Source organism: Streptomyces sp. NBC_00986, from assembly GCF_045162565.1.
In the GTDB taxonomy this organism is placed as follows: Bacteria; Actinomycetota; Actinomycetes; order Streptomycetales; family Streptomycetaceae; genus Streptomyces.
Window position 1 is genome coordinate 6,583,246 of sequence record NZ_CP108733.1, and the last position, 25,640, is coordinate 6,608,885.

A 25,640-nucleotide genomic window follows, 5' to 3' on the forward strand; every position below is an offset into this window, starting at 1 on the left:
CTGCTCGCTTCCCTAGTGGGGGGCCGCGCCGGCGAGGCCCATGGTCGCATCGCTTGATGCGACCACCGCCTGCCAATCACCACACCCACTCTGCCGCCACTCCGACAAGCGTCAGCAGTGGCTGTCCCGTGATGGGTAGTTGCCTGGTCCGGGCAGAGTGCCGTCTTCTACCCATCACGAGGTACGACTGCAGTTCGTCGGTGCGTCATGCCTCACCCCATTTGTACGACGACCATGCTGTTGCCGGGCGTCGTCGCGTCCGCCGGGGGCAGCGCCGTCGGGTAGAGGCGGACGTCGCTGAGGCGGCCGTTCGCGTACTCGGCGTAGGTGCCCTGGAAGAGGCGGCGGCCGAACTGGACGGGGCCGACGGCGTTCCAGTCGGTGCCGGTGTAGGACTTGGTGGCGGACAGGTGGCCGTTCACGTAGAGGAGCAGTTGGCCGGCGACGGCGTCGTAGACACCGACGAGGTGGGTCCATTTCGAGGCCGTGGCCTTCGCGCCGTAGACCGCGGTGAAGGCGGTGCTGGTGCTGTCGTCGTCGTGGCGGCCGAAGGCCCAGACCTGGCTGGCCGAGGAGTAGTAGAGCTGGAAGCCGTTGGCCGCGCCGACGGACGGGTCGTCGGACTGCGACACGAACGTCGAATTGGTGCCTGACAGGGAGTTCAGCTTCACCCAGGCCGAGACCGTGAAGCCGTTGGCGGTGTTCACGCCGGTAGCGGTGGTCGCGGCGTACGAGGTGCTGCCGTTGAGGTTCAGGACTGTGCCCCGGTCGGTGTCGGAGGTCCAGGCGGCACCGCCGGTCAGCGTGGCGGGGGCGTTGCCCGTCGGGTCGGCCGCGGTCGTGCCCGTACCGTCGGCGAGGTTCCAGCGGTGGGTGGCCGTGTCGGTGACGGTGCCGAGTGATGCGGAGTCGGCGAAGGTGGCGGTCGTGCCGGACGGGGTGGCGCCCGGGTATTCGGTCAGCTGGCCCGCGGTGTCCGTGGCGTAGAGGTCGGGCTTGCCGTCGGGGCCGCCGGTCGCGCTGTTGACGTCACCGGGAGAGGCGACCGTCGGGTAGTCGCGCTTGCGCAGGACCACGGAGAGGGCCGTGGCGGGGTGGGTGTTCCAGCCCGTGGCGGCGCTGCTCGTCCAGTTCTGGGCGGCGGAGGCGTTGCACGTGTAGAGGCGGACCTGCGTGCCGTTGGTCACGCTTGCGCCCGGGTCGTCCAGGCATTTGCCGGACTGCGGGTTGACCAGGCTGCCGGAGGCGCCCGCGGTCCACTTCTGGGAGCCCGCGCCGTTGCACGTGTAGAGCTGGAGCAGGGTGCCGTTGTCCGTGCCGCCGTCGGTGGCGTCGAGGCACTTGCCCAGGACACGCAGCGAGCCGTCGTCGTGCAGGACCCACTGCTGGGTGGCGCTGCCGTTGCAGGTGTAGATCTGGATCTTGGTGTGGTCGGCGGTGTGTCCGCTCGCGTCGTCCAGGCAGACCGTGCCGCCGGAGGACGTCTTGACGGCGGAGACGAGCGGGGTGCGCACCGGGGCGTGCAGCAGCCTCGGCAGGAGAGTGCCGCTGTCCACGTCGATCGGGAGCGTGTAGACGGTGCCGGAGACGTCGTCGCGGGCCCACAGCGCGGGCGTGCCGCCGGTGACCTTGCCGTTGCCGTCACCGTCCACCGAGAAGGTGCCGCCGACCCGGCCGGGGGCGATCAGCGTCAGGCCGGACCAGTCGCCGTCGCCGAGCAGCAGCGGGTGGCCGAGGTGGTTGACGCCGTATGTCTGGTACAGCCACAGCTTGTTGTTCTCCACCGTGAGCACGGCGGGGTGGTCGGCGTTGCCGTACACGTCTCCGTCGACGACCAGTTGGGAGATGTCCCAGGGCTTCGCGGGATCGTAGCCCGCGTTCGTGCAGCGGTCGGCGGGGACGGTGTCGGTGGCCTCGCAGTCGTCCTTGGTGACGACGTCGTAGCGGCGTCCGACGAAGCCGGGGAAGGTGGAGTAGGGCGTGCGCGGGAAGGCGCCGTCCTCCTTCGGATCGAGGTCGTTCTTCACCACGTACAGCTGCTGGGTCTTGGTGTTGTACGCGAACAGGTCGTCGTGGGTGTCACCGTGCAGATTGCCGCGGTGGGCGATCAGGTAGTCGCTCCACGTACCGGTGGGCGCGCCCTTCGGCGTCGAGACGATCACCGGGCCGGTGATCGCGGGCGGGTTGCTGCCGACGGGGCCGTCCTGCGCCGCCGCGGGCGCCTGGGCGGGGTCGCTGTCGCCGGGGACCAGCTCCAGGTCGCCGCTGCTTGTGGTGGCGAGCAGGTCGGGGCTGCCGTCGCCGGTGATGTCCCCGGGAGCGATCTTGGTCTTCGGGTCCCAGGGCGCGGTGAAGGTGTAACTCACCGGATTCTGGGAGAGGTTGCCGGCCCGGTCGACCGCGCCGACGTACAGGGTGTGCACGCCCCAGTCGGTGACATTGATCGTGACGGTCCCGGAGGCGGTGGCGCCGCTGGTGGACGTCACCTTGGCGGGTTGGCCGGTGGCGATGGTGGGCTGGCTGTCGAGCTGCCACAGGAAGTGGTCGATGCCGCTGGCCTGGCAGGCGGCCGGGGCGCAGGTGTCGGCCGGGGTGTTGTCGGCCGCGGAGACCGCGAAGTCCGCGTGGACGTCGCTGCCCGCGTAGGTGTCGCCGGTTCCGCTGCCGACCGGTGGGAAGTGCGGGTTGTCGGCGACCGTCGGTGTCTGTGGCGGCGTGAAGTCGGTGTTGAACCAGCAGTGGTCGCTGATCGGGGATGTCATCTTGATCGAGGAGTTGTCCTGGGCGTAGACGTCCCAGCCGTACCCGTGACCGTCCTTGAGGGTGAAGCCGATCGGTGCGTCCGCGTCCGCACCCGAGGCGACCATGCCGCTGTCCGGCGTGCCCTTGTCCGCGGCGTTTCCGTCGGCGTCGAGGTCGGAGCGGTCCCAGACGTGGTAGTGCGCTTCGGCGTGCTCGCCGGAGATGTGGGTCGTGACGGTGGAGTGCAACTGGATGTTGCTGCCCGCGCCGCTGTACGTCGTCGCGCCGATCCAGCCGGCCGCGCTGCCGGTGACGCAGTCGCCGTCCGTGCCCACCGGCTTGGGCGCGGTGCGCACCTTGGTGGGGACGTCCGGGGGGATGTCGAAGTTGGTGGTCAGGGCGAGCGTCTGGGACATGCGCAGGTAGTCGAGATTGGAACTGGTCCTGGACTCGTTGCCGAACAGGCCGATCGTCCAGGTGCCCTTGTTGCCGTCGGCGATCTTCTGGACCTGGTCGTCGACGCGGAAGGAGGCGGTGCTGTTGCTGCAACTGCTGTTGCCGTTCGCCCCGCTGGGCACGGTCGTCTTCGCGGCCGGATAGCCGTTGTCGTCGAGAGTTCCGGGCTGATTGCCCCAGTCGGTGTTCTCGTTGATCGTGCCCGTGGTGTGCAGGGTGATCGGCTGGTTGTGGGAGCAGTCGACGCTGGCCGCGTACCTGGTGCTGACGTTCACCTCGGCCTTGATGACCTTCATGGACGGGTCGAGGCCGGAGGTGTCGATCGCGTAGTACGACCGTTCGAGGCCGTCCCCGCAGGCGCCGCCCCACTGCTGGTAGCCGACACCCTCGCCGTTGGTCTGCGGCTTGTTGTACTGCGGGGCGTCGGAGCAGGCCGAGTTGGAGTACACCTCGTCGAAGGCGCCGGACTTGCTGGTCACCGGGTTCTCGAAGGGGTCGATGTAGACCGGGTAGTGCGTGTCCGGACCGTCGAGCACCGAGGTGTCGGGCGCCAGCGTGATGGCGTCGGAAGTGGTGGTCATCGGGACCTGGCCGACCTGGGCGCCGGAGCCGGGGCCTGCCGCTGAGGAGGAGATTGCGGGAGCCGTCGGTTCGTCACCGGCGGCGGAGAGCCCCGAGAAGGAGGCGGGTTTGACGACGCCGGCCGCGTGCGCCGTCGACGTGGTGGCCGTCGTACTGGAATCCCACATCAGGGGCGGTGGACTCGTGTACGACACCGAGCCGTCGGGGGCGGTCGCCGTCATGCCACCCGCTGTGGTGGCCGACAGGTCCAGGCCGTCGGTGTCCGTGGACACTGAGAGCTGTCGGACCCGCGCGTCGGCCGCCGCCTGCGCGTCATGGACGATCAGCACGTCGCTGAAGCCGCCCTGGTCCGTCACCGTCACCGACAGGTCGACGCCAGGCAGCACGGACGCGTACAGCGCTGTGTCACCGCTGACCTGCGGGGCGGGGAGGGCGAAGGGCATGGTCAGGCTCATGCTGTGCCCGGTGGGGTCGGTGAGCGTGGCCAGGGGGCCGCTGCCTCCGCCGGACAGGTGCACGCCGTTGGGCGTGGCCCTGGGCGAGTACGTGCCGTCGGCGCCGACGGCGAGCGTGGCGTCCACCGGAACCCAGGCGCCGTCCTGACGCACGCGCACCGGCAGAACTGCCGAGGTCGTCGTGAACGAACCGTCCGGATTGGCGGCCACGGTGTCCGTCTGGCTGGTCAGCGCGTCGACCGGTACGGAGGTGCCGTCGGCGACCGCCTGGGCCTGTGCGGCGAGCAACGGGTCGGCGGTGTCGGCGGGTTCGCCGTCGGCGAGCGCACCGGTCGGAACGGCCAGCGCCGTCAGCAGCAGTGCGCCGAGCGCCGGGAACAGCGCCAGTCTTCGGGCGGATGACGGCAGCACGGAACAACTCCTTCGCACGACGGACAGGGCAGACACGAGATCTGCGACCATCCGCGCCAGTGAGCGGCTCGCCGGACGACGGGTCAGGACGCCGGCGACGGCGTGCGGCGGTGATGTTCGCTCCCCCGGCACAAAAAGTACACAGGAAATGTCAAGGAAGATCACAACATTGTCATGGCATTGGCAAAAAGTATTGAGGTTCGGTCAAGGCCGTTCTTAACCTCCCAACCTGGATCACGCCGACCACGTGATCTTTCAGTCAACGGACCACCAAGTCTGTTTCATACGGGGGTAGGTCACACGTGGGTGTGCGAAGAACGCTGACGCTCGTCTCCGCTCTGCTGGCCGCGATGGCGCTCTTGGTGACGGGCGCCGTCGCGCAGAACGGCGTCGGGCCGTACGTCTTCGACGGCGACATCTGGAAGCCGAAGCCGCTGCCGGCGACACCCGCCGTGGGCGACCACGAGCTGACCCGCCCGACTGCCGTCCACCCCCGTGGCTACCGTGCGTTGACTCGCTACCAGGCGGTCAAGGCCGCCTCACCACAGGCCGGTTCACACACCGTCGCCCTCAAGGCCAAGCCGGCCAGGGCAGGTTCGCTGCCCGTGTGGGTGGCGTCGTCCGGAAAGGCGAAGTCTCCGCAGGCGAAGTCCGAGCAGGTCCGCGTCCGACTCGCCTCCCGCACCCAGGCGTTGCGGGCCGGAGCCGACACCGGTCTCCTGGTCGGACTGGACCGGGCCACGTCCCGTAGCGCCAAGGTCAGCGTGGTCGTCGACTACTCGTCGATAGCCAAGGCCTACGGCGGCGGCTACGGCGCCCGCCTCACCCTCACCCGCCTCCCCGCCTGTGCCCTGACGACTCCGCAGCGCGCCGAATGCCGCACCCGCACACCCCTGAAGTCCGTCAACCGCGCCACCGCGAACCAGCTCACGGCGACCACCACCGCGGACTCGGCGATCGCCGTCACCTCCGGCAGCCGGGGTTCGCAGGGCGACTACTCGGCGACCTCGCTGACCCCGGCGGGTAGTTGGCAGGCCTCCGGCACGGGCGCCTACTCGTACTCCTACCCCATCGACCTGCCGGCCGGGGTCGGGGACACCGGCCCCTCGGTGGAGCTGTCGTACGACTCGCAGTCCGTGGACGGTGAGACCTCGGCCCGCAACTCGCAGGCGTCGTGGATCGGTGACGGCTGGAGCTACCAGCCGGGTTTCGTGGAGCGGTCGTACCGCTCCTGCGGCTCGCTCCTCGATTCCGACGGCAAGGAGATCGTCAAGGGCTCCGGCGACGAGTGCTGGGGTGGCGCCAACGCGAGCGTCTCCTTCGGCTCGCACTCCGGTGTCCTGGTCCCGACCGCCTCCTCCGGACTGCCCGGTGAAATAAGGGAGTTCAAGCTCCAGGGCGACGACGGCACCGTCGTACAGGAACTGTCCGGGGCCGCCAACGGCCTGTACGACGGCACCTACTTCCGCGTGCTGACCACTGACGGCACCGCCGCCTACTTCGGTGCCGACCACTCACCGACCGGCCCCGGCACCAAGGGGCTCGTCTCCGCGGACTCCGGCGACGACTCCACGCACGCGGCCTGGGGCGTCCCCGTCCTGCACCCGCGGTCCTCCGACCCCTGCCACACCGACGCCGACGGCAAGAAGTCCCGCTGCGACAAGCCCGAGGGCTGGCGCTGGAACCTGGACTTCGTCGTCTCGCCGAGCGGCTTCGTGCAGCGCTACGACTACTCCACCGAGACCGGCTACTACGACCTCGGCGGTGGCCAGGCGGCCGCGACCGACGACACGGACGACACCGGCACCCTCACCTCGTACACCCGCGGCGGCACGCTCACCTCGATCTCCTACGGCTACAGCCTCGCCGACGAGCAGGCGGGCCGCACCCCGTCCGCGCAGGTCACCTTCGCCTCCAAGCAGCGCTGCCAGACGACGTCCACCTTCACCGACTGCTCGGCGGGGAACCTGGACGACAACACGGCACCGCACTGGCCGGACGTCCCCTGGGACCTGCACTGCGACGCGACCGACAAGACCAAACTGCCCGACGACGCCACCAAGGTGCCGACGGATGTCTGCGTCGTCTCCTCGCCCTCGTTCTGGTCGACCACGCGACTGGACAACATCACCACCAAGGTCCACGTCAAGGACGGCGACACCGACAAGCTGATCCCGGTCGACAGCTACGACCTGGGGCAGGTGTACTCCGACGCGGGCGGCGCCGTCGACCCGGTCAGCGGCACCACTGTCGACCCCAAGGACGCCGGCTCGCTCCAGGCCGTGATGTGGCTGCAGTCCATCCGGCACACCGGCAAGGACACCTACGGCAACGGCAACGGCGACCTCGCGCTCAACCAGGTCTCCTTCACCGGCACCGAGATCGACAACCGGGTCGACGACGACTCCCCGTCCGCCCCGCCGCTGTACCGACCGCGCATCTCCAACGTACAGACGGAGACCGGCGAGTCGATCACCGTCGAGTACAACCAGAACCCGTGCGCGGGCAAGTCGCTCGACATCAGGTCGGCCGACTCCAACACCAACTCCTGCTATCCCGCCTACTGGACGGTGCCCGGCGCCTCAAAACCGATCGCCGACTGGTTCAACAAGACGACCGTCCACAGCGTCACCGTCGCCGACCTCACCGTCGCCGGCCAGTACACCCCCGACGCCTCCAAGATCCCGGCCGGCTCCGAGGCACACGTCTCCACATACGCGTACTCAGGCGCCGCTTGGCACCGCGACGACTCCGACCTGACCGACGACCAGTACCGGACCTGGGACCAGTTCCGGGGCTTCCGCACGGTCACCGTGCGCACCGGCAAGGCGCCCGAGCCGGTCACCCAGCAGACCACCACCTACCTGCAGGGCATGGACGGCGACTACAAGGCCGACGGCAGCCGCCGCTCGGTCACCGTCGACGCCAAGGTCGGCGGCAACACCGCGCTGAGCGTCACCGACGCCGACCAACTGGCGGGCACCGCACTGCAGTCGGACACGTACACCGCCTCCGGTGGCACGGTGAATGCCTCCACCGTCAACGGACCGTTCTCCTTCACCACCACGGCACACACCGACCGAACCTCGTGGACGGCCTGGACCCAGGAGGACCATCCGGGGGAGACCGGGCCCGACAAGGCAACCCTGCCCGACCTCACCGCACGCCGGATCAAGTCCACCCAGTCGCACGGCTACGCTCTGCTCGCCGACGGCACCTGGCAGCACACCCGCACCGACACCGGCTACGACGACCAGGGCCGGGTCCAGTCCGTCGACGCGCACGGCGACGTCTCCGTGGCGGCGCAGGAGAAATGCGCCACCACGGATTACGCGGCGCCTTCCTCGTCGGCCGACAACACCATGCTGCTCGCCTACCCGGACCGCATCACCGCGGTCTCCGGCCCCTGCGGCACCAAGGCCGGCACCGACACGCTGCTCTCCGACAAGAAGATCTACTACGACGGCGACGGCTCCGTCAGCGCCCTCGGCGCCTACGGCACGGTCACCCACCCGCGCGTCACCGGCACCCAGGTCGGCACCGGCTTCGCCACCGACGGAACCGAGAACTGGCGCACCACCAGCGGCATTTCCTACGACGCCGCGGGCCGCGTCACCGACTCCCTCGACACGACGGGCCAGGGCACCCACACCGACTACCTGCCCAAGTGGAACAGTGCGGGCGGCAACACCAACCCGACGAGCATCGTCTCCACCAACCAGCAGCAGTGGAAAGTCACGTCCACCCTCGACCTGCTGCGTGGGGTGCCCGTCGAGAACGTCGACGCCAACAATCGCGTCACGGACATCACTTACGACGCCCTCGGCCGCCGCACCGCCGTCTGGCTGCCCGGACGCGACAAGGCGACACAGAGCGCGGACATGACGTTCGCGTACTCCGTGAACCCCGGTGCGGTCCCCGCCCCCGGCGGCACGATCACCCAGCCCGGCGACCCGTCGTCCGTCACCACCCGCACCCTGCGCGAGGACGGCACCTACTCGACGTCGACCAGCATCTACGACGGGATGCTCCAGCCCCGTCAGGTCCAGGCGACCGCGGACGGCGACTCCGACTCCGGCCGGATCATCTCCGACACGTTCTACGACTCCCACGGCTGGCCGAGCGCCTCGTACGCCCCCTACTCGGAGCCGGACCACTCCCCGTCCGCCACCCTGTACGCGGCCAACGAGAACGAGATCCCCGCCGAGACCACGACGACGTACGACGGCCAGGGCCGCGCCACCGGGAGCACCCTGTGGCACCAGGCCGTCAAGCAGTGGGGCACGAGCACGGCCTACCCCGGCGCCGACGAGACGGACACGACCCCGCCGGCCGGCGGCTCCTCGACCGCCTCCTACACCAATGCACTCGGCCAGACCGTGAAGTCGGTGGTGAAGAACACCGGCGCCACGGTCACGCTCAAGGGCGGCAGCATCATCCCGTCGGGCACCTCGCTGGCCTCCAACAGCGTGCGCCTGACCATGCAGGCCGACGGCAACCTGGTCCTCACCGCGCTCAACAGCGGCAAGACCCTCTGGTCCAGCAACACGAGCGGAAACCCGGGCGCGTACGCCCAGTTCGGTACCGACGGCAATCTCGCCGTCCTCACGGCCGCCGGCGCCTCCAAGTGGAACAGCGGCCTGACCGCGACCACGGGCGCCACACTCCAGGTCCGCGCCGACTCGACGCTCGCCGTCGTCGGTGGCGACGGCAGCACGGTCCTGTGGAAGCAGGGCACGGCAGGCGCGGTCCCGGCCGCCGACGCCACCACCCGCTACACCTACACACCCGCCGGCCAACTCGACTCGGTCAAGGACAGCGCGGGCAACACCTGGTCGTACAAGTACGACCTGATGGGCGAGCGGACCTCCCAGACCGATCCCGACACCGGCACGACGACCTTCGACAAGTACGACGCGGTCGGCAACCTGCTCCAGACCACCGACCCGCGCGGCCAGGTGCTGTCGTACGCCTACGACTGGGACAACCGGGCCACGGCGGAGTACGCGGCCCCCTGGTCGGCCACGCCCGACCCGGCCAAGCAGCAGACCTCCCGGGTCTACGACACGCTCGCCAAGGGCTACCCGACCTCCTCGACCCGCTACGTCGGCGGCGCGACCGGCAGCGCGTACACCGAGGCGGTCACCGGCTACAACACGTCCTACCAGCCGCTCGGTTCGACCCTCACAGTCCCCTCCGCAGACGGCTTCCCGGGCACGGCGGGCAGCGTCGGCGGCACGACCACGTACTCCCTGACGTCGACGTACACGCCGAACACCGGTCTGCTGGCCACCACCCAGTACCAGGCGGACGGCGGCCTCCCGGCCGAGCGCGTCGGCTACGGCTACACCCTGCAGGGCGCGTTGGACGGGTTCGGCGGCTACATCAACGCGGCCAACACGCCCTCGTACCTGGACGGCACGGTCCACGACCCCTTCGGCCGGGTCCTGCAGACCAACTACGGCCCCACGGGCAAGGAGCTCGCGACCTTCGCCCAGTACGACGCGACGACCGGCGCCACCACGCAGACCAGCAGCATGGTGCAGACGTCGACCACGGCCCTGGACGTCGTCAACTACCGCTACAACCAGGCCGGCGAGCTCACCGCGACGGACGACCTCCAGGACAACACCACCCACGACACCCAGTGCTTCGCCTACGACTCCTTCCAGCGGCTGACCGCAGCCTGGACGGACACCGCCGGCATCACCGACTCCGGCACCGCACCGGTGGGCGCCGTGGGCGGATGCAATTCGGGCTCCGTGCAGACCAGCGCGGCCCCGGTGAAGACGAAGACGGTGGGTGGGCCCGCGCCGTACTGGCAGACGTACACCTACGACCTGCTCGGCGACCGCACCGGCACGGTGAACCACGACACCACCGGCAACGCACTCGCGGACACGACCCAGTCGACCTCGTACGCGGGTGCGGACGGAACCGCCTCCGCCGCCCACCCCGACCAGGCGGGCGCGACCACGATCAGCAACCCGGGCACGGGTACGGCCACGCAGACCCCGTCGTACACGGACACGGCCGGGAAGAACGCGGGCAACACGGTCAGCCGGGCCACGAAGACCACGGGCCCGCTGACGACCGGCTTCACCCTCACCGGCGGCGGAAAGCTGTGCGTGGAGGAGACGGGCTCGGGCGTCAAGGTCGAGGTGAACACGTGCAGTTCGACGGCCGCGGCACAGAAGTGGACGGTCAACACCGACGGCACGGTGACCGCGGCGAATCTGTGCCTGGACACCGCGGGCAACGCGACGGCCTCCGGCACGGGCGTGGTGATGGACACCTGCTCGACCGACGCGACCCAGAAGTGGCGCACGACGTCGACCGGCACGCTGGTCAACGCGGCCAAGAGCACCCTGTGCCTGACCGACCCGAGCGCCAGCGCCACCAAGGGCACCCAGCTGACGCTCACGACCTGCGGCGGCAAGGGCCAGACCTGGTCGACGCCCACGTCCGGCGCACTGCCGGCCGGCCAGACGCAGACCTTCACATACGACGCCGAGGGCCGCACGGCGACGGTCTCGACCCCGTCCGGGACGACAACCCGTACGAGTAAGTACCTCTACGACGCCGACGGCAACCTGCTGGAACAGACGGCGACCATCGGTGGCACCGACAAGACCCGCGTCCTCTATCTCTTCGGCGGCGCCGAGCAGTTGACGCTCGACGTGGCGGCGAAGACATGCACGGCCCTGCGCTACTACGCCGGGCCGGACGGCACCCAGATCACCCGATCCAGCAGCGGCAGCGTCACCTACCAGGTAGCCACCTCACAGGGCACGGCGACCACGGCCGTCGACGCGACCACCCTCGCGGTGACCCGCCGGTACTACGACCCCTACGGCAATCCGCGCGGCACGGCTCCGTCGACGTGGGTGGCGGGGGACGAGAACCACGGCTTCCTGGGGAAACCGAGCGACTCGGTGACCGGGCTGGATCTGCTGGGGGCGCGGAACTACGACCCGACGCTGGGGCGGTTCCTCACCGCCGACCCGCTCTTCCAGGCGGGCGATCCGAACCAGATGGGCGGGTACACCTACGCGGCGGACAATCCGGCGAGCGGTTCGGATCCGACGGGGTACGACAACTGGGCGAACTCGCCGTCGAACACCTGCGCCGCGGGGTTCACCTGCAAGTCCAAGACCAAGACCCATTCCACGACCCCTTCGCCTTCACCGGGGTCTCCGCCCACCACCACCTCCAGTGGTGACACGGATTCCTCCTCGACCGTCGCGGCGGCACAGCAACTGCCCCAAGCGAACCTCGACGACAAGGCCACCCCGAACCTGCTGGACTCTGTCCTGGTGGTGCCCTTCGACTTCGCCAACTGCGAGTTCTGGATCAGCGGAGGTGGCCCGTCGCACGAGGCGTCCTGCGCTGTGGCAGGCGGCGTGTATTCGGGCGGCGAGGCCGGGGGCGGTGCCGCCGGCCTCGCGGAGAGGGGAGCGGAGGGCGGTGCGGGAGACCTCAGGGGCGCTGTCGGCGGCGACGCGGCCGCTGCGGCGGGGGCGGGCGCCGAGGCGACGGAAAACGCGGCGGCCGACATCGCGGACCTGGCGGCGATCAAGCGGGCGAACGCTCAGGCGCACTCTGAGGAGGCCGAGGCGGCAGCCGCCAAGCCGAGTTCACCGAGCACCGGGGCTTCGGGGACCAAGCCGTCGGCACGGGACTCACGGGCGCCCGTCCGGAACGGCCCAATCGGTTCCAAGGCGTCGTCGGCAGCGACTGTCAACAAGAGCCGTCTGCCACGGGGTACGCCCCTTGAGGATGGTCTCGCAGGGGCCCGGAACATGCGGGACCGGGTGGCGGACCGGACGCTATTCCCCGATCGCGATGGGATACCCGTCAACCGGAGCACCCTGCTGAAGACATGGACCGCAGGCTACAACGCGGAAACAGGTGAAATCGCTGTAGCTTCCTCAGGCTGCGGCTACTGTGCGGAGGGAAATGTGATCAATGCGCTCGGTGGCGACGCGAACCTGGTGATGCTGACACGGGCGTTGTACTGGAATCCGAAGGTGGGAGGCTGGGACGAGAAGCCGATTTGCCCGAACTGTCAGACCTTCCTCACGCCCGAAGACGTTGAGCCCGGTGCCTGGTACGACAGCCCAGGCCCATGGGACAAGAGGTGATCGTCGTGGCTCGTATACTCCACAGCGTCGCGGTGAGGAAAGTAGTCCCCGGGGGGCACGCGTGAGTAACAGGCCGTCTTTGATCCAGGCCGAGCGCGTTGACTGGTCGTCCCTGCGGTGCGGGTGCAGCAAGACGGGTGCCCACATACCCGAGACGTTCGCCAGGCTACTGGAGGCTGGTACACCGAGCGAGATCGCGGAAGCCACGCTTGAGGGGCATATCAACATCCAATCGCTCCTGTTCGAAGTGGCGGTCCCCGTAACCTCGATGATCATTGCTGCCTTGCAGGAGGACCTTTCCGAGCCGGTGCGTCTGGAACTGCTCGAACACCTTCTCGCATGTGTTGCGGGGGAGTCCCACTGGACCGAGGCGGAGGCCGGTGCGCCTGAAATCGACATCGACTGTCAGATCGCGGCCCGCGAGGGCATTTGGACGCTCTACCAGGAGTACGCGACCGGTCATGCGATGCTGGCTCGCTACATTCTCGAAGGAGTGGACAACGACCAGGAGCGATTTGCCTACTTCGACGCCAAGTTGATCGACCGGGTTAGGAAGAAGGCGAAGCGTCGCTGATCGGCCGAGAGCGCCACCCGACAACTCCTGGAGCAAGATCCCTTCGGGCCGGAAGAGCTGTTCGACGGAATCGACCCGAATACTTTCGCGGCCGTCCTGCTGGCGACAGCGTCAAATCACTCCCGCGCGTACGCGATTCTTACCCGCGCGAGGCCGCACAAATCGGCGGCGACGGATGTTGCCTCACTGCCGACTCCGCAGAATGGCCGAGATGTGACGTGTCGGAAACCTGGTTTCGCCCTCAGGGACTATGACTCCGAGGAGTACTCAGAGGTCGTCTGAAAAGCCTGCCCAGTGGGCAAGTTGCCTGGTAGCGGGGTGGTGCGCACTTTCGGGGGCTGGGGTGTGCGGGCTGCGTACCCGTTACTCGACGGATCTGTCTGATGCGGAGTGGGAGATCCTCCGTCCGTTGGTTCCGGCGGTCAAGTCCGGTGGTCGGCCGGCGAAACACATGCGGCGGGAGATCCTCAACGCGCTGGCGTACTGGCTGCGGGCCGGATGTGCCTGGAGACTGCTTCCGCATGACCTGCCGCCGTGGCAGACGGTCTATCAGAGGTCGTTTTCCTCTATAGATTACGTTTCATCCCAACAAGTCCCCGCGGCGGAGTGGGCCTTGAGATACCTCAGGGGTTGGAGCGATTGACGGGGCGCGAGGGAGGCCCACATTGCCCGTCTCATCCGAGGAAGCCCGTCTCATTCCAAGGGGAGTTGATATCAGCGATTACTCCCGCCGCTCTGCGCAGGAACCCGATACGTGAGAGACGCAAGCGCCTGCCTGTGGCGCGTGAAGTTGCACAAAATAGAGGAAAACGACCTCTCACTACTGGCGGCGATGGCAGCAAGAACGCGTGTGGGAGCAGATGTTGACGGCGTTGCGCGAACGCGAGCGGGTGCAGCTCGGCCGCGAACCCACTCCCAGCGCTGCCATCGTGGACAGTCAGAGCGTTCGGGCCAGTGAACGCGGTGGCCTGCACGGGTACGACGGTGGCAAGAAGGTCAGCGGCGTCAAGCGTCACCTGCTCGTCGACACCCGCGGCACCGTCCTGGTCACCTGCATGAGCCCGGCCAACGTCGGCGACCGCGACGGTGCCGCGGTGCTGTTCTCCCTGGCCGCCGATGCCTTCCCACGCCTTCGGCACGTATGGGCGGACCAGGGCTACCGCGGTGCCGACTTCCACGCCTGGGCCCGGGAAGCCACCGGCATCACCGTGGAGGTCGTGCAGCGCCGCGACGGAGGATTCCGCTCAACCTGGGCTCGGGTGGGAGCACCGCCTCCGGCAGTACCCCTCTTCGCAGTGGTCCCTCGCCGTTGGGTGGTGGAGCGGACGTTCGCCTGGCTGGGACGGTGCCGCCGCCTGTCGAAGGACTACGAGTACCTGCGCGTCTGCTCGGAGAACGCCATCTACCTCACCATGGCCGTGCTCCTCGTGCGCCGCCTCGCAAGACCAGCCAACTGACAGGCTTTTCAGACGCCCTCTACCAGACCAACAGAGAGCGGGGGCCCGTGCTCACCGGCGCCCTGGACAATGCGACGGGTGACATCACGTACGGTCACAACACGGGCATTCCCAACCCCCTTCACCCCACGTTCCAGGATCGCATCGACAACTTCGAGGGCGAAGGCGCAGATTTCAAGGGAGTGCCTGGAAGCCACTCTGAGATCAACGCCCTGAACGAAGGGATGCTGGCTCGTCCGGGGTCCACCCTCGAAGAGTTCACTGTCTACAATGTTCGACTCAAGGGAACTTTGAAGGGACAGCGCATCATTCGGTGCGACAACTGTCAGCAAATAACGGACGGGGTGCGGGAAATTGAATGAGGTTTCCGACGACGACCTCGATTTCGACGAGGATCTCATCTATACATACCGGGGCGAGCTGTTCACGGGGATCGGATACGAAGAGTCGGAAGGCCTGCGGATCTCCGAGATCCACTACGTGAACGGCAGGCAGGAGGGAGCCGCCCGCGGTTGGTACGCGGACGGGAGCCTGTGCGAAGAGACCTCCTACCGCCAGAACGTCCTGCACGGGAAACGTGTCCGCTATGACACTGAGGGGCGCGTGCGGCTGGAGGAGAAGTACGAGTACGGAATCCTGCTGTCCAAGGTCGAGAGAGATGCCGAAGGGGACGTGACGAGCAACTACGAGCTCAAGCGCGCGGATCCGCTCTGGAAGACTCTGAGCGACTTCCGGGAACGTTTCGAATGGTGAGACCTTGGCGAACTCCCTCACCAACAACGTCCTGCCGCTGAACCGGCCCCGCATCACGGGCATTGTGTCCGAAACCGGCACGATCTCCAGTGTGGCGCCGTCGGACCCGGAGTGTGTAGCAGGCTCGAACATGCCGTCGTCCGAGAAGCGATCACATCGGGGGAGGGAAATGACTATCAGGCCGTCGCTGATCCAGGCCGAGCGCGTGGATTGGGCTTCCCTGCGCTGCGGATGCGGTGAGACAGGCGCCCACATTCCCGAGACTTTTACGAATTTGCTTGACGCGAGTACCCCGGAGGAGATGGCGAAGGCAAGCCTGGAGGGACATGTCCATATCCAGTCCCTCCTGTTTGAAGTGGCGGTTCCTGTGACCTCCATGATTATGGCAGCGCTTGTTGAGGAGACCTCTGAAGCCATCCATGTCCGCCTCCTCGACGAACTCATTTCCTGTATCGGCGGAGAGTCTCACTGGACCGAAATCGAGGCAGGCGCTCCAGAACTTGAGATCGACTGCCAAATCGCGGCACGCGAGGGGATCTGGGCCCTTTATCAGGAGTACGCGACCGGTCGCGCATCGATGGCCCGGATGATTCTCGACGAGGTTGACGCCGACCGCGACCGGTTCGAGTATTTCGACGCCAAGCTGATCGACCGGGTCCGAAAGCGAGCGAAGCGCCCATGACCAGTTGATCTCGAATTCACTGGACCGGCAGGCCGGAGAAGAAGGTACGCGCGAGAGTGCGATTGATCGATATTGAGATAGGCCGGTACGCCTGGTCGGCGTATGCCTGTGGTTGCACGAGAACGGCTGCGCATCTGGCCGACGACCTGTGTCGGTTGGCGGCGGCGCAGTCCAGCAAGGAGGCTCGGGCGCTTCATATCGAGAACCACGCCATGATTCAGTCGATCCCGCAGGAGCCGGCGGTGCCCGTCGCCTCGGTACTCATGGCGGCACTTGCGGGCGACCTTTCTCCCGGCGCGAGATTCGTCTGCCTGGATCTACTCAGCGGACTGGTGTTCAACGACGACGACGACTCGTCGGAGCAGTGCCAGCAGATCGCGCGACAAGGGCTCTGGTTGCTGTACCGGGATCTTTGGTCCGGCACTTTGCCCGGGATCACCGCTGGCGCCTATGAGGTTCTGAGGGTGATCGAGGATGACGATGACCGCCTCCGCGCCTATCGGGATTCAGGGCAGGTCGATCTGCCCGACTACCTCGCCGACTGAAGACCCAGACGAGCCCAAGGCTCGGGGACGGCATGGCCGCGGTAGGAGGGATGGACGCGGTGGCTTGTGAATCGCGTGGGATGGCGCGAAATATCTGAAGAGGCCTTGCCCCGGCAACGCTGCGAGGCCATGGGAAACCTCAGACACAAGGCCGACCGACCCCGTCGGCAGCCGAATAGGCAATCCCCGCCGAGGGGCCGACATCTTCAGAAGAGCCCCGCCCGCTACGCCGTCGCAGGATCACGACAGTACTCCCACGCGGGAGAACGAGACTTGGAGCTGCTGCTGTCACCGTCGATGTCGCTCCCCTGCAAGTTTCGTAGGCCGGGCACCGGAGTGCGTCCCCTCCGAGACTTGTAGGGCTGCCACAACCCGTGTGGCGGGCACGCGAAGGCGGCACTGCTCGTGACAGTCGCGCTCACGGTGGCCGCCCGGTGGCCGGACGCCCTTGGACGACGTGAGACGAGGCGGCACAGGACAACCGGCCGTACAGGCTCTGATCAGGCTGAACGTCACTCAGCAGCACGGCGCGGCACCAGAGGGCATGATCGCTCGTGGTCTTGTAATGCGTAGGTCGTCGGTTCGAATCCGACAGGGGGCTCGTCCTGAAGACCAGCTCAGACCCCGTCTGAGCTGGTCTTTTTCGTTCAGCGGATGTGGCGGCGGGCACGGGGGCGGGCCGCGCGGCGGTCCCCGTGCCCAGTTCCGGTCTCAGCTGCGGGTGCGGGGGCAGGTTCCGGGGTGGCCGTGTCCCTCGCCCGCGCGGCCCTGGTTGCGGCCCGGCGACTCCGCTTTGCCGGAACGTTGCACTGTGAGTGAGTCAATAACTGTGTTTGTGAGGTGAGAGTTTGCCGGACCATGCAGCGAGAGTTTTTGTCGCAATGGGTGGAGTGGAATTGGTTAACCGGCGCGGGCCGTGGCGGCGTGCTACTGTTGATCTCAGTTGCAGTTTTGGTTCCCGAAACTTCAAGTGCTCCCTCTCGGCTTCGGCCGGGGAGAGCGCTTTTGTATTTCCGGTCGTTTTCCGGGCGGGGTAATCATTGCGGCGACACGGTGTCCGCACAGTGTGGATTCCGATGTACTGCCCCGAAGGAGATATGACATGGCTACTGGCACCGTGAAGTGGTTCAACGCGGAAAAGGGCTTCGGCTTCATCGAGCAGGACGGTGGCGGCGCTGACGTGTTCGCCCACTACTCGAACATCGCCGCCCAGGGATTCCGTGAGCTGCTGGAAGGCCAGAAGGTGAGCTTCGACATCGCGCAGGGCCAGAAGGGCCCGACGGCCGAGAACATCGTTCCGGCCTGACGCTGACGAGCGCTTTGTAGCTGGGGCCCGCATCCCTCGGGGTGCGGGCCCCAGCTACACCCGTTTTCCCGCAACGGTTTCACCTGCGGGACGGCTCGGAGAAATTCCCGGCCTCACCACGTGCGGCTCGTCCTTCAGAGATGCAGACGCAACCTGAAGAGCCGCACCGCGGCCGACGCCCGGATTGTGCGTCCCTGCCGTGTCACCCATTTCAGCACCTGCGCCCGCGTGGATTTCCGTCGGCCAGACCTGCTTTCTTTTGCATTTCGCTTTTTCCGTCGGTCCATATTTGTGGTTCTCCATGCTGCTCAACGCTGCGGGAATTCCTTGATATGTGCCACATCGAGGAAGGTTCCGCATGAACCGCACACGTACGAACGACCGCTTTGCCCGCACTCGTAATGGCAGCGCCGACGCCGGGAAGGGCGGCAGCCGCTACGGCTCGTCGGCACCGCGCCGTTCCGGTGGGCCTGTCCGTTCCGGCGGTTACGGCCGCCGGCCCGCCGCGGTGCAGGGTGAGTTCGCGCTCCCTGAGACGATCACCCCCGCGCTGCCTGCTGTTGAGGGCTTCGCCGATCTCGACATGCCCGAGCAACTGCTGGCCGAACTGGGCAGGCAGGGTGTGAGCGCACCGTTCCCGATCCAGGGTGCGACGTTGCCGAACACGCTGGCGGGCCGTGACGTCCTGGGTCGCGGGCGCACCGGTTCCGGCAAGACCCTCGCCTTCGGTCTTGCCCTGCTCGCCCGCACGGCCGGACAGCGGGCCGAGCCCCGGCAGCCGCTGGGGCTGATCCTCGTACCGACGCGTGAGCTGGCGCAGCAGGTGACCGACGCGCTCACTCCGTACGCCCGTTCCGTCAGGCTGCGGCTGGCCACGGTGGTGGGCGGGATGTCGATCGGCAGGCAGGCCGGCGCGCTGCGAGGCGGTGCCGAGGTCGTCGTCGCGACCCCGGGCCGGCTCAAGGACCTCATCGACCGTGGCGACTGCCGTCTGAACCAGGTGGGCATCACGGTGCTGGACGAGGCCGACCAGATGGCCGACATGGGCTTCATGCCGCAGGTCACCGCACTGCTCGACCAGGTGCGTCCGGAGGGGCAGCGGATGCTGTTCTCCGCCACCTTGGACCGTAACGTCGACCTGCTGGTGCGCCGCTATCTCACCGACCCCGTCGTGCACTCGGTCGACCCGTCGGCCGGTGCGGTCACGACGATGGAGCACCACGTCCTGCACGTCCACGGCGCCGACAAGCACGCCGCCACGACCGAGATCGCCGCCCGCGAGGGCCGGGTGATCATGTTCCTGGACACCAAGCACGCCGTCGACCGGCTGACCCAGGACCTCCTCAACAGCGGGGTCCGGGCCGCCGCGCTGCACGGCGGCAAGTCGCAGCCGCAGCGCACCCGCACACTCGCCCAGTTCAAGACGGGGCACGTCAGCGTGCTGGTGGCGACCAATGTGGCGGCGCGGGGCATTCACGTCGACCACCTCGACCTGGTCGTCAACGTCGACCCGCCGACCGACCACAAGGACTACCTCCACCGCGGTGGCCGTACCGCCCGCGCCGGCGAGTCCGGCAGCGTCGTCACCCTCGTGACACCCGGCCAGCGACGCGGCATGGCCCGCCTCATGTCGGACGCCGGGATCCGGCCGCAGATCACCGAGGTCCGCTCCGGCGAGGCCGAACTGAACCGCATCACCGGTGCCCAGGCTCCCTCCGGCATCCCGGTCGTCATCACCGCACCGGTGGCCGAACGCCCCAAGCGCAGCGCCTCCTCCTCCCGGGGCCGGCGCCGCCCCTCCTCGGGCGCCCGGCGCGGGCCCGTACGCCAGTCCGTCGCCGGTGCGGCGGCCTAGAACCTTCCTGATCAGGAAGCTGACCCATCTCTGCAGGAGGCATCTTTTGACGTTGGTTGAGACGCAGCCCCGCCCGGCGAACGCCGGCCCTGTGCGCAGGACGCCGGCTGAGGTCATGGAGGCGGCCGGACCGCAGGTCTGGGACGACATGAGCGTCGAGGTGGCGCTGTCCGTCATGACCGCCGCCCGCACGGGCCGACTGGTCGTCTGCGACCAGGACGGCCAGTGCACCGGCCTGGTCACCCGGACCGAACTCACCGCCGTGCGCGACAACTCCGCCTACACGGACCGCGTCCGCCTGCGCGACATCCTCGGCGACCATCGGTCGTTCACGGCACCCGTGATGACGATGGCCGAAGCCGAGCACGCGATGCGCTCCCGTCGACGGCTCGGTGCCCTGCCGGGGGCCGACGGGCAGGGCGCCGCCCTGGGCGTCCTCGCCCTCTCCCGCTGATCCGCCTCACCCTGGCCGGACCGTTCTCCCCTTCTCCCTGTGAGGCCCCATGCGCTGCGTCATCGCCCGTTTCCCCTTCGAGCTCACCAAGAGCGGTGTGCTGGAATCGATGAAGGGCATCAAGCCCGAGCAGGTCATGGGTGAGTCCGTGATCATCGGCCGCCGTCACTACCCCGTCAAGCAGGTCGGCCAGGTCATCACCCGCCAGGACCGCCGCGACTTCAGCGCCGACGAAGTCCGCCGGGCGATGACCAAGCTCGGCTTCACCTGCCGCGCCTTCCCCGAGGCCGCACCCGTAGGCGTCCTCGGCTCGCTCCGGCAGGCTTCCGCGATGCTCGGCACTCCCCTGTCCGTCTGATGTCCGTCTGACCGACGCGACAGGCACGCGCCGACACCTGAACAGCAGTGGGCCCGGCCGACGCGAGTCGGCCGGGCCCACTGCGTGCGACGGGTTCCCGTCGCCGTGGTTCCTCAGCGGCCGGAGTATCAGTGGTCGGAATAGCTGAAGTCGCCCACGGTCCAGGCGCTGACGTCGTCGATCGCGACCCGGTACATCCCGCCCGTCTCCGGGATCCCCACCGTGCCCTGAAGAATTCGGGCGACGTGGAAGTGCAGGTGAGTGGGTGGCCCGTCCTCCTTCGCGGGGGTGTCGAACACGGCGGAGAACTCTCCCAGGCGGGCGGAATCCGTCAGCACCTCCGACACCCTCCGCCTCCACACGGCTTCGGGAGCCAGCCGGCCGGTGATGACAGCGCCGCCGGTGACCACGGTCAGGGACATCTGGTTGCTCTGCCCGGACTCCACCACGGTGGCGACGTCAACGAGCAGCTCGTCATGCTTCGACATGGGTGAGATTGTATTTGCCGGCCGTCCGGTTGTATTTGCCGGTCTTCCGGCTGCTTCAGCGGTGGTGTTACCGGGCGAGGAGGGCGCTCACGGTCTTGCCGCCGGCCGCCCGGCGGGTGACAGCGGTGGTACGTGCGAGACGGTTGACCATGGGCCGGCCGAGCCTCCGGTGCCGTCCTTCAGGGCTGGGGTACGCATGCGCGGCATCTGGGGGCTGTGGTCGTGCACGGCCACCTCGGTGCTGTCGGGGTGCGCGGTCAGGTCCAGGGTGCAGGTGCCGCCGCCGTGACGCAGGGCGTTGGTGACGAGCTCCGAGACGACCAGGGAGCTCCGAGACGACCAGGACCACGGTGTCGGCATCCTCGGCTGCGATCGGACGTAGGAGACCTCCGAGGAAGTCCCGGGCGCTTTCACGTGCGTCGGCGACGGAGGTCACGGAGGTCACGGAGGTCATGGAGCGGACGGTCGCGACGTCGACCCTCGTCGTGTTCATCAGGTCTCCCCGGTCTCCGGATCGTCGATGTCCGGTTCTGCCTGCCGTGTCGCGCTGCCGTGTCGCGTTCCCCCGCCTGTGGCCCGTCAACCAGGCGCTGACAGCCCCTCCTCCCGCGCCGGCCCCTGTTCGAGGCCGATTGCCTCCCTGTCGAACGCGCGGAAATCTGTGTTTGTCGGAGTAGACATTGGCCCTGGTGCGTGGTTATGGTTCTCTCGTAGCCCAGAGAGACAGCAGGGCCTGGCAGACACGAACTGCCGGGCAGAGCAGTACATGCAAGTGCAGTTCGCAGGACGGTGCGGTGGTGGAGTCGCGAAGCCAGAGCGGTTGCAGGACGGCGACGCGACTGACGACCGGACCGGGTGGCCCGCAGTGATCAGGGGCCGCCGTCGGCAGGACCGAAGTGGCAGTACCGAAAGTGCAGTTCGCGGTACCCAGCAGTGAAGTAAGTGAGCAGCACCTCGGTGAAGGCGTCGGCTGCGGACGCGCGCACCGGGAGGTTCGGCAGTGGGGTTCCAAGCCAGGGCAGACGCAGGACGGGCGACGGGGCTGGCTGCCGGAGAGCGGTGCTGTCACAGGCCGCTGAGCAGTTCGCATCATCAGCAGTACGTATCACCAGCAGTGCGCAGTACCCCACTTGTAAGCAGTTGATCCCAGAGGGAAGAACGGAGGAGCCGAGCGCCATCAGGATCGCCCGGGCCGACATCTTGAACCCGGGTACCGCAGGACATCGATAGTGAGGTGGTCTCCGGTCAAGCAACCGCGATCCCAGCAGCCCCGGCAGCATGCCGGTCGGGTCTGCGGAAACAGAGGGCCGGCGCAGTACGAGGGCCGGCAGATGGTGTAGCAGTTCCTTCGGGGCCTTGGTGCCAAATGGCACCAAGGCCCCTCGACGCGTTCCACAGAGAGGTGCAAATGACAGCAGACGACTCCTTCGGCCGTATCGACGACGACGACTACCCCGCCTACACCATGGGCGGAGCCGCCGAGCTGCTCGGCACCACGCAGGGCTTCCTCCGCGCCCTCGGCGAAGCCCGCCTGATCACGCCGCTCCGCTCCGCCGGCGGCCACCGCCGCTACTCCCGCTACCAGCTGCGCATCGCCGCCCGCGCCCGGGAACTCGTCGACCACGGGACCCCCATCGAGGCCGCCTGCCGCATCATCATCCTCGAAGACCAGCTCGAAGAGGCCAAGCGCATCAACGAACAACACCGCCGCGCCGCAGAATCGTCGAACCCGACGACCACGGCCTGAGACGGGGCCCGTCGGCACCGGCGGGCACCCCCGTATCCCCCCGGTCCTGATGTTCGGAGTGATCGCTTTCCCTGGTGACGCGGAGTGTGGGCGTGTAGCGTCTGCGTCAGCTGTCGTGGTTCGGAGTTCCCTATGGCCCACGCTCTTGGCGTGGGCGTTTTGCTGTGCTGTGCCGCAGGGACCAGGGCGATCACCTCCGCCTTCCACACGGAGTGGGAGGTGTTCATCGACTGGAAGGCATGAGACATGGCTACGGGAACTGTGAAGTGGTTCAACGCGGAGAAGGGCTTCGGCTTCATCGCCCAGGACGGCGGCGGCCCGGACGTCTTCGCGCACTACTCCGCGATCAACTCCTCGGGCTTCCGTGAGCTCCAGGAGGGCCAGATCGTGACGTTCGACGTCACCCAGGGCCAGAAGGGCCCCCAGGCCGAAAACATCAACCCGGCCTGACCGCACAGCCCTGCCCGACGGGTCCCGCACGCCGCATCCGTGACTGCCACCGACTGCGCGTCGTGCTGCTCACCCGGACACAGGGAACGGCGACCGGACCTCAGGAACTCTGCGGCCGAGGTCACGCCGGCCCCGGATTCACTCAACAGATCAGGGCCGCCCAGCCGTTGCTGCGCGGCCCTGATCCTGTGCACCACAGATCCTGTCGACGCCCGGCACGGGACCCGGCCGCTTCGAGCGTCGTCCCGTGCTCGCACACCTCGCCGTTCGCTTTGCCGATGGGCCTGGCCACGAGGCGATCCTTGGACGTAGCCGGGCGGAATGCCCGTTCGGAAGTCCTGATCGTTCCCATGCCCGGCCGGTCTGCTCGGCCTCGGCAGGCCCGATTGACGGCAGTGTCGACGAGGGCCGGAGTTGAAACGGCTGCGGATCACCACGCCGACGACGTGGACGTCGGGTTCGCGACCGACCTCCCGGAATGGCGTTCAGGTGCCGTCTTCTAGCATGACCCCATGATCGCCGGTGACGCCCAGGAGTCCGAGAGGGGACGAGGAGCCGTGTCCCGCGACGCCGCTGAAGCCGAACACATTCACGGCGCCTCACGGAGCGCGGAGAGTCGGGAAGACCGGCCGCCGGTCGGACCAGACGGCGATGAAGCAGAGAAAGAAGTTCATCCGGTTGCCGCTCTGGTCAAGCGGGCGGCCGACCTGGCCGAACCGATCAAGCCGAGGCTGCGTGGCTGGCTCCATGCCGCGATGGTCCCCGCCTCACTGATCGCAGGCATCGTTCTCGTCTGCCTGGCCCGCACCCCGCAGGCGGCCCTGGCCTGCGCCGTGTATTCGGTCACCGCCTGGATGCTGTTCGCAACGAGCGCGATCTACCACCGTGGCACGTGGGGGCGGCTCGGCGAGGCGCTGCTGCGACGGCTCGACCACGCCAACATCTTCCTCATCATCGCCGGCACCTGCACCCCCCTGGCGGTGCTTCTCCTCCCGCCGGGCCGGCGGTCCCTGCTGCTGTGGATCGTGTGGGCGGGCGCACTGGCCGGTATCGCGTTCCGGGTCTTCTGGGTCGGAGCTCCGCGCTGGCTGTACACCCCGTGTTACGTGGCCCTGGGATGGGCGCCGGTGCGTTACCTGCCCGACTTCCTGCACACCGGGGGAGCGGCCGTACTCATCCTGATCGTGGCCGGCGGGCTCCTCTACAGCGCCGGCGCGGTGGTCTACGCCCTCCAGCGCCCCGACCCCTCACCCCGCTGGTTCGGCTTCCACGAGGTGTTCCACGCCCTGACCGTGGCGGCCTTCACCGCGCACTACATCGCCATCTCCCTGGCCGCCTACTGACCGCGACAGTGTTCCGACCGCGCCGCTCATCGCCCGCGCTGCCGCGCGCTGGACCGCGAACGGGCCGGGCTGTCGCCGAGGCATCGCGCCGCGCGTGAAAGTCGTCCGCCGTCCGGCCTACAAGTCGGCTGCTCTGAAGGGTGTGACGCTCCGTGGACAGGTAAGGAGGGAGGAGAACGTGACGCCAGCGGTCTTCAGCTGACCTGCGACAGAGGGGCTGCCGTGTTCGAGGCGCAAGACATCAGGGAATGGCGGGGCCACGACGTGGTCGACCACGAGCAGCACAAGATCGGCGTCCTGGAGGCGGTCTACGTGGACACGGCCACAGACCAGCCCGCGTTCGCGACGGTCAGGGTCGGCCTGCCGACCCGGCACCGGCTGGTGTTCGTCCCTCTGGGCGACGCGACGGTCGGTCCCGGCTATCTGAAGGTCGCCCACGACAAGAAGCAGGTCAAGGAAGCACCCTCGATCGGCACGGACGGCGAACTGCTCGCGGAGGACGAGAAGACGGTTTTCGCGCACTACGAGCTCGCCTACCGAACCGGTGAGGGCGGCGAACGTCGCCTCGCCCGCCGCTGATGCCCCCACCAACGCGCCCCACCATGAGGTGACAACGATGGCTCTCTTTCTCCTACTGGTCCTTGTGGCCGTCGTGCTCGGCATCATCGGTGTGGTGGCGAAGGGTCTCTTCTACCTGTTGGTCATCGGTGTGGTGGTTCTGGTCGCCGACTTCGTCCTCCTTGGCCTGCGCCTGGGCCGCCGCCGCAGGCATCTCCCCCGGTGACGCGGTCAGCCGGGCAGCTGCCCCGGGCCGCCCCGCCCGGGGACCGGACGCGGC

The 25,640-nt window shown here is 68.0% G+C and carries 20 protein-coding genes and 2 pseudogenes; 17 read left to right on the forward strand and 5 right to left on the reverse strand.

What is annotated here, in order from left to right:
- Window positions 1-212: 212 nt before the first annotated feature.
- Complete coding sequence (locus OG504_RS29460) at window positions 213-4,646, reverse strand: ricin-type beta-trefoil lectin domain protein (protein WP_405992504.1); 4,434 nt, start codon at window positions 4,644-4,646, stop codon at window positions 213-215.
- Between the two features lie 302 nt (window positions 4,647-4,948).
- Here OG504_RS29460 and OG504_RS29465 point away from each other — a divergent pair, with 302 nt between their 5' ends.
- The 9 genes and pseudogenes from OG504_RS29465 (at window position 4,949) to OG504_RS29505 (ending at window position 18,107) form a co-directional block, all read left to right on the forward strand.
- Complete coding sequence (locus OG504_RS29465; RefSeq protein ID WP_405992505.1) at window positions 4,949-12,790, forward strand: ricin-type beta-trefoil lectin domain protein; 7,842 nt, start codon at window positions 4,949-4,951, stop codon at window positions 12,788-12,790.
- A gap of 79 nt (window positions 12,791-12,869) precedes the next feature.
- On the forward strand, window positions 12,870-13,364 hold the full coding sequence (locus tag OG504_RS29470; protein WP_405992506.1) for a hypothetical protein: 495 nt from the start codon (window positions 12,870-12,872) through the stop codon (window positions 13,362-13,364).
- Window positions 13,365-13,614: 250 nt separating this feature from the next.
- Window positions 13,615-14,007, forward strand: coding sequence for a transposase (locus OG504_RS29475; protein ID WP_405992507.1), 393 nt, complete (start codon window positions 13,615-13,617; stop codon window positions 14,005-14,007).
- 175 nt (window positions 14,008-14,182) lie between these two features.
- Window positions 14,183-14,821: pseudogene (locus OG504_RS29480) on the forward strand (IS5 family transposase); the annotation flags it as partial.
- The gene (locus OG504_RS29485; RefSeq protein ID WP_405992508.1) at window positions 14,710-15,183 is read left to right on the forward strand and encodes a YwqJ-related putative deaminase; all 474 of its coding nucleotides are present in this window, start codon (window positions 14,710-14,712) and stop codon (window positions 15,181-15,183) included. The pseudogene OG504_RS29480 and the gene OG504_RS29485, both read left to right, overlap by 112 nt.
- Complete coding sequence (locus OG504_RS29490) at window positions 15,176-15,574, forward strand: toxin-antitoxin system YwqK family antitoxin (protein ID WP_405992509.1); 399 nt, start codon at window positions 15,176-15,178, stop codon at window positions 15,572-15,574. The genes OG504_RS29485 and OG504_RS29490 overlap by 8 nt, the downstream gene beginning before the upstream one ends.
- Window positions 15,575-15,578: 4 nt before the next feature.
- Window positions 15,579-16,256, forward strand: a complete 678-nt coding sequence (locus OG504_RS29495) for a hypothetical protein (RefSeq protein WP_405992510.1) — start codon at window positions 15,579-15,581, stop codon at window positions 16,254-16,256.
- A 56-nt stretch (window positions 16,257-16,312) separates the two neighbouring features.
- On the forward strand, window positions 16,313-16,801 hold the full coding sequence (locus OG504_RS29500) for a hypothetical protein (protein ID WP_405992511.1): 489 nt from the start codon (window positions 16,313-16,315) through the stop codon (window positions 16,799-16,801).
- Window positions 16,802-17,903: 1,102 nt separating this feature from the next.
- Complete coding sequence (locus tag OG504_RS29505) at window positions 17,904-18,107, forward strand: cold-shock protein (protein WP_004986771.1); 204 nt, start codon at window positions 17,904-17,906, stop codon at window positions 18,105-18,107.
- Window positions 18,108-18,161: 54 nt separating this feature from the next.
- Here the strand turns inward: OG504_RS29505 and OG504_RS29510 are convergent, their stop codons facing one another.
- Window positions 18,162-18,419 (reverse strand): hypothetical protein, encoded by a 258-nt coding sequence (locus OG504_RS29510; RefSeq protein ID WP_405992512.1) that lies wholly within the window; start codon window positions 18,417-18,419, stop codon window positions 18,162-18,164.
- Between the two features lie 46 nt (window positions 18,420-18,465).
- Here OG504_RS29510 and OG504_RS29515 point away from each other — a divergent pair, with 46 nt between their 5' ends.
- From OG504_RS29515 to OG504_RS29525, 3 genes are read left to right on the forward strand one after another with little or no spacing between them, the layout of a single operon-like run.
- The gene (locus tag OG504_RS29515; RefSeq protein WP_405992513.1) at window positions 18,466-19,962 is read left to right on the forward strand and encodes a DEAD/DEAH box helicase; all 1,497 of its coding nucleotides are present in this window, start codon (window positions 18,466-18,468) and stop codon (window positions 19,960-19,962) included.
- A gap of 46 nt (window positions 19,963-20,008) precedes the next feature.
- Window positions 20,009-20,416 carry a CBS domain-containing protein gene (locus OG504_RS29520; protein WP_405992514.1) on the forward strand — a complete coding sequence of 136 codons (408 nt, stop codon included), beginning with the start codon at window positions 20,009-20,011 and terminating at the stop codon, window positions 20,414-20,416.
- Between the two features lie 49 nt (window positions 20,417-20,465).
- Window positions 20,466-20,774, forward strand: coding sequence for an SCO5918 family protein (locus tag OG504_RS29525; protein ID WP_405992515.1), 309 nt, complete (start codon window positions 20,466-20,468; stop codon window positions 20,772-20,774).
- Window positions 20,775-20,902: 128 nt separating this feature from the next.
- Here OG504_RS29525 and OG504_RS29530 read toward each other — a convergent pair whose 3' ends face one another.
- Window positions 20,903-21,262: a hypothetical protein gene (locus tag OG504_RS29530; protein ID WP_200677240.1), complete on the reverse strand. Its 360-nt coding sequence runs from the start codon at window positions 21,260-21,262 to the stop codon at window positions 20,903-20,905.
- A 67-nt stretch (window positions 21,263-21,329) separates the two neighbouring features.
- A pseudogene (locus OG504_RS29535) lies at window positions 21,330-21,755 on the reverse strand (ATP-binding protein).
- Between the two features lie 915 nt (window positions 21,756-22,670).
- On the opposite strand from OG504_RS29535, the gene OG504_RS29540 reads away from it, so the two are divergent.
- Together OG504_RS29540 and OG504_RS29545 are read left to right on the forward strand one after the other, a co-directional pair.
- On the forward strand, window positions 22,671-23,009 hold the full coding sequence (locus OG504_RS29540; RefSeq protein ID WP_365987840.1) for a MerR family transcriptional regulator: 339 nt from the start codon (window positions 22,671-22,673) through the stop codon (window positions 23,007-23,009).
- A gap of 246 nt (window positions 23,010-23,255) precedes the next feature.
- Window positions 23,256-23,459 (forward strand): cold-shock protein, encoded by a 204-nt coding sequence (locus tag OG504_RS29545; RefSeq protein WP_008734837.1) that lies wholly within the window; start codon window positions 23,256-23,258, stop codon window positions 23,457-23,459.
- Window positions 23,460-24,058: 599 nt separating this feature from the next.
- Here OG504_RS29545 and OG504_RS29550 read toward each other — a convergent pair.
- Window positions 24,059-24,208 (reverse strand): hypothetical protein, encoded by a 150-nt coding sequence (locus OG504_RS29550; protein ID WP_405996648.1) that lies wholly within the window; start codon window positions 24,206-24,208, stop codon window positions 24,059-24,061.
- On the opposite strand from OG504_RS29550, the gene OG504_RS29555 reads away from it, so the two are divergent.
- From OG504_RS29555 to OG504_RS29565, 3 genes are all read left to right on the forward strand, one after another.
- Complete coding sequence (locus tag OG504_RS29555; RefSeq protein WP_405996456.1) at window positions 24,191-24,802, forward strand: hemolysin III family protein; 612 nt, start codon at window positions 24,191-24,193, stop codon at window positions 24,800-24,802. The two genes, OG504_RS29550 and OG504_RS29555, sit on opposite strands and share 18 nt — an antisense overlap.
- Before the next feature lie 222 nt (window positions 24,803-25,024).
- A complete protein-coding gene (locus OG504_RS29560) occupies window positions 25,025-25,381 on the forward strand; it encodes a PRC-barrel domain-containing protein (RefSeq protein WP_405992516.1) in 357 nt (118 codons plus the stop codon).
- Between the two features lie 37 nt (window positions 25,382-25,418).
- On the forward strand, window positions 25,419-25,586 hold the full coding sequence (locus tag OG504_RS29565) for a hypothetical protein (RefSeq protein WP_369189476.1): 168 nt from the start codon (window positions 25,419-25,421) through the stop codon (window positions 25,584-25,586).
- The last annotated feature ends 54 nt before the right edge of the window (window positions 25,587-25,640 follow it).

What these genes read in the sequence shown, in the direction of transcription:
- OG504_RS29475 (WP_405992507.1), top strand. Translation starts at nt 13,615, where the DNA reads ATGACTCCGAGGAGTACTCAGAGGTCGTCTGAAAAGCCTGCCCAGTGG.
- OG504_RS29505 (WP_004986771.1), top strand. Translation starts at nt 17,904, where the DNA reads ATGGCTACTGGCACCGTGAAGTGGTTCAACGCGGAAAAGGGCTTCGGC.
- OG504_RS29515 (WP_405992513.1), top strand. Translation starts at nt 18,466, where the DNA reads ATGAACCGCACACGTACGAACGACCGCTTTGCCCGCACTCGTAATGGC.
- OG504_RS29525 (WP_405992515.1), top strand. Translation starts at nt 20,466, where the DNA reads ATGCGCTGCGTCATCGCCCGTTTCCCCTTCGAGCTCACCAAGAGCGGT.
- OG504_RS29530 (WP_200677240.1), bottom strand. Translation starts at nt 21,262, where the DNA reads ATGTCGAAGCATGACGAGCTGCTCGTTGACGTCGCCACCGTGGTGGAG.
- OG504_RS29540 (WP_365987840.1), top strand. Translation starts at nt 22,671, where the DNA reads ATGACAGCAGACGACTCCTTCGGCCGTATCGACGACGACGACTACCCC.
- OG504_RS29545 (WP_008734837.1), top strand. Translation starts at nt 23,256, where the DNA reads ATGGCTACGGGAACTGTGAAGTGGTTCAACGCGGAGAAGGGCTTCGGC.
- OG504_RS29550 (WP_405996648.1), bottom strand. Translation starts at nt 24,208, where the DNA reads ATGGAGCCAGCCACGCAGCCTCGGCTTGATCGGTTCGGCCAGGTCGGC.
- OG504_RS29565 (WP_369189476.1), top strand. Translation starts at nt 25,419, where the DNA reads ATGGCTCTCTTTCTCCTACTGGTCCTTGTGGCCGTCGTGCTCGGCATC.